Genomic DNA, 3,541 nt, shown 5'->3' with positions numbered 1-3,541 from the left:
GAAATAGCAATTTGGGCAGATAAAAGTTTTAACAACTCCAGGCGATCGGTAGTAAAAGCCCCCTCAGTCAAATTATTTTCCAAATAAAGAAGACCAGTCAGCTTACCTTGGTGCAACAGAGGAGTACAAAGAATAGATTTCGGTTGAGTAGCTGCAATATAAGGATCGCGGGTAAATTGTCCCTCTTGAGCCGCATTATTTAACACCACATTTTCCTGAGTACGAATCACATAATTGGCGATCGCACAAGCAAGCAAAGGAGTACCCCCAGAAGCTGCTGTGGGATTGAGAGGAAGCGATTGCAGCACACTAACTTCATCCTCCTGCACCGAACCTTCCGCCTCTAGCGTCCAGTTTCCCCCTTTTTCTAAAATCAAAAAACCTTTTTGCGCCCCCGCATTTTCGATCGCAATTTTCATCAATCTTTCCAGCAACCTACTCAAAACAATTTCACCCGAAATCGCTTGAGAAGCTTTCATCACCGTAGCTAAATCTAGCGTCTCACCCAAATTGTTGCTAGTAGTCGCCGTCGTAGTGCGATTAACTTTAGTTTGAGTAGTTGTCTTCCCTGAAGTTCTCGCGATTAATTGAGGATATTTTTCCTCCAAACTCTCAACTTTACGTTTAGCACCCCAGTATTGGTAGCCATAGTGGGCCTTAGTCAAATAGATTTGGGCAAATTCTTCTTTATCTTTCCCCAACCAGAACTTAGCAGCAAGTTCCGCCGCCAGCGCTTCATTCTGAATAAAATCACCCTCTCTAGCCTCAGCTATCGCGCGATCGTACAAATCCATCGCCTCCAAATCTCGACCTGAAATCCTCGCCATTTCTGCCGCCACTAGCGATAATTTATGTGCGAAACTTTCCGAGCAGTTATCAGCCCAAATTTTGATTTTTTTCTGATGAGCTTCTAATTGCTCCCAGTAATCTTTTCGCTCCGACTCAGAAACATCTGAATACAGAGCCGTTAAAATCAGACAACGGTAAAAATGATGGTGAGCACTAGAAATATGACCCATTAAATAATCGAGCAGTTCAGCAGCGCGATCCGATGCTTCTAGCGCCTCACTATACAGTCCGTAAAGATATAAAGTCTGCGCTTTTAAAACATAAAACTCGCACAGCGCCGCCATACTTTTACGGCTGTGGAAATTTTCTAAATGCTGTTCTTCGCTAACATCATCCTCTTCGCCCATCAAATTTAAAATGGCTATCTTATTAGCAATAATAATATCAATCGCCCATAAATTTTTAGTTTGCTCGCAAAAATGGAGCGACTTGCCAATATCTTCCAAAAGGTTAGTCAAATTCATGCCCTGAAAGAAATAGGTAATAGTTTGAAACATCCGGTTATAACCCGTCCATTGCAAATTGCCCGATTGCAAGCCAACTTTATAACCTTCATTATTAATTTCCGCCGTAGTTTTGAGCGGTCTCACCCAGCAATTTAAGTAATTGGCAAAGATCACACTATCTTGGCAGTTTTGAGACAAGTTATTTGAATTTTCGCTGAGAGTCAGAGCGAGTCTGCCAAACTCATAAGCCGATTGGTAATCCCCTAAAATTGAATTTAGGATAATTCCATAACACGAATAGCAGTAAGACCCTCCCGCTACAAAACCGTACTTGAGAGAAAGGTTAATCGCTTTAATCACAGTCAACTTCCACAGTTCTTGAGATGAAAAGAACGTTAGCGGCCCCATGTTGCCCAATAATTTCATGGCCATTAGTTGAGCCGGATATTTCATATTTTCGGCATGAATTAATGAAGCAATTTCTTGGTTTGCCAAGTTAGCTGTAGCTGTAGCCATTTCCGCATTAATCGCCTCACTTAAACTATCTTCAGCCAAGTCTATGCCCAGCAATTGAAGGGCTTTTAATCCCGATTGAACTGCTGCTTCATATTTACTCAGCAGAGTGTACTGCACGATCAAAATGTTATAAATTTCGGCTTTTTCTAGCTCAGATTTTGCCTGGGCAAATGCCACTTCTATTAAAGTTTCTGATTCTTCAAAATTGCCGTTTAAATATTCGGCCTCTGCCAGCTCCTTATGAAAGGTAAAAGCTAGTTCGTAGGAGTCTTGCCAAATATCGCCCGGTAAAATTTCTCGACCGAATTTTAAGTAGTCTCTGGCAGCAGCATAAGCCGTTGCATCTTTAGCTTTGCGAGCGGCTGTTAAATTTAAAATAGCTAGTTCAGTTTTCTCGTTATCATCAATGATTAAAGTCCGACCCGAATTCAAATGATCGACTATTTCAAAAACTCTTTCGGCTTGTCGTTCAGGAGAAATATTCGCTAGTAATAGGCGACCAATTTGTAGGTGAATTGCGGTTTGCAGTTTTGAGTCAATCAATGCGTAACCCGACTGCTGCACGCGGTCATGCAAAAATTTATAAGTAGTAATTACCAAATCTGAGTTAATTATTTCTGATTCGGTAGCACCTAACTCAGAAGTAGTTAGAATCAATCCCTCTTGGATGGCGGGCAATAGTTCTTGAAACGTGGCTCCCCAAGATTTTTCATTAATAATTGAAAGAGTGTTTAAGTCAAAACTATTACCCACGCAAGCAGCCAAACGCAAAACTTGTTGAGTTGATGGGGGGAGTCTTTTCAGTTTGCCAATCATCAATTCAATGACGTTATCAGTAATACCTACTGATTCAATTTCGGAAATGTTCCAATCCCAGTTTCTTTCGTGAAAGTTGAATTTTAGCAGGTTTTCTTGATAGAGAGTTTTGAGAAACTGATTGACAAAAAAAGGATTACCTTGAGTTTTACTGACCACTAACTCGGCTAGGGGGAGCGCTGAGTTTTGGTCTTTACGCACGGTATCAGTAATTAAGTTAACTATGTGGTGAAGGTGTAAGGGAGCTAAAGTAATTCGCTCGATTCTTGCACCTTGATTTTGCAGCTCGTCCAAAGTCATCATTAAAGGATGAGATGGGTTGACTTCGTTGTCTCGATAGGCACCAATTAGAAATAGATAATTGGTTTGCTCATCGGCCATCATTACTTGTAGCAATTTCAATGTAGCAGAATCAGCCCATTGTAAATCGTCGAGAAAGATGACTAAGGGATAGTCAACTGAACAAAAGACGCGGATGAATTTTTGAAATACTAAATTAAAGCGGTTTTGTGCTTCAGTAGCGCCTAATTCTTGTACGGCTGGCTGTGGGCCAATGATTAATTCTACTTCAGGAATGACATCTACAATGATTTGACTATTAGTACCAATAGCTGCTAAGATTTTGTGTTTCCAGGTATTGAGTTGATTTTCGCTTTCTGTTAAGAGTTGCTTGACTAATGATTGAAAGGCTTTGACAACTGCTGCGTAAGGGATATTTCTTTGAAATTGGTCGAATTTTCCGGCTATAAAATAACCTCTGGCTTTAGTAATTGGTTTATAAACTTCTTGTACTAAGGCGGATTTTCCAATGCCAGAGTAACCGGATACTAGCATCATTTCGGTGCTGCCCCTGCTGACTCGCTCAAAGGCTGCTAATAAGGTTTCAACTTCTGTTTCTCTGCCGTAGAGTTTTT

1 protein-coding gene is annotated in these 3,541 nt (G+C 40.8%); it reads right to left on the bottom strand.

Going from position 1 to position 3,541, the window contains the following annotated elements; genetic code table 11:
- The coding region (locus QUA90_RS30205) for an AAA family ATPase (protein ID WP_333448770.1) at nt 1-3,541 on the bottom strand (3,541 nt) is incomplete at both ends.

The sequence above is a fragment of the Microcoleus sp. D3_18_C4 genome (assembly GCF_036702355.1).
Lineage (GTDB): Bacteria > Cyanobacteriota > Cyanobacteriia > Cyanobacteriales > Microcoleaceae > Microcoleus.
Note: the sequence above shows the minus strand (reverse complement) of the source record. Positions and strands in the feature narration are given on the sequence as shown.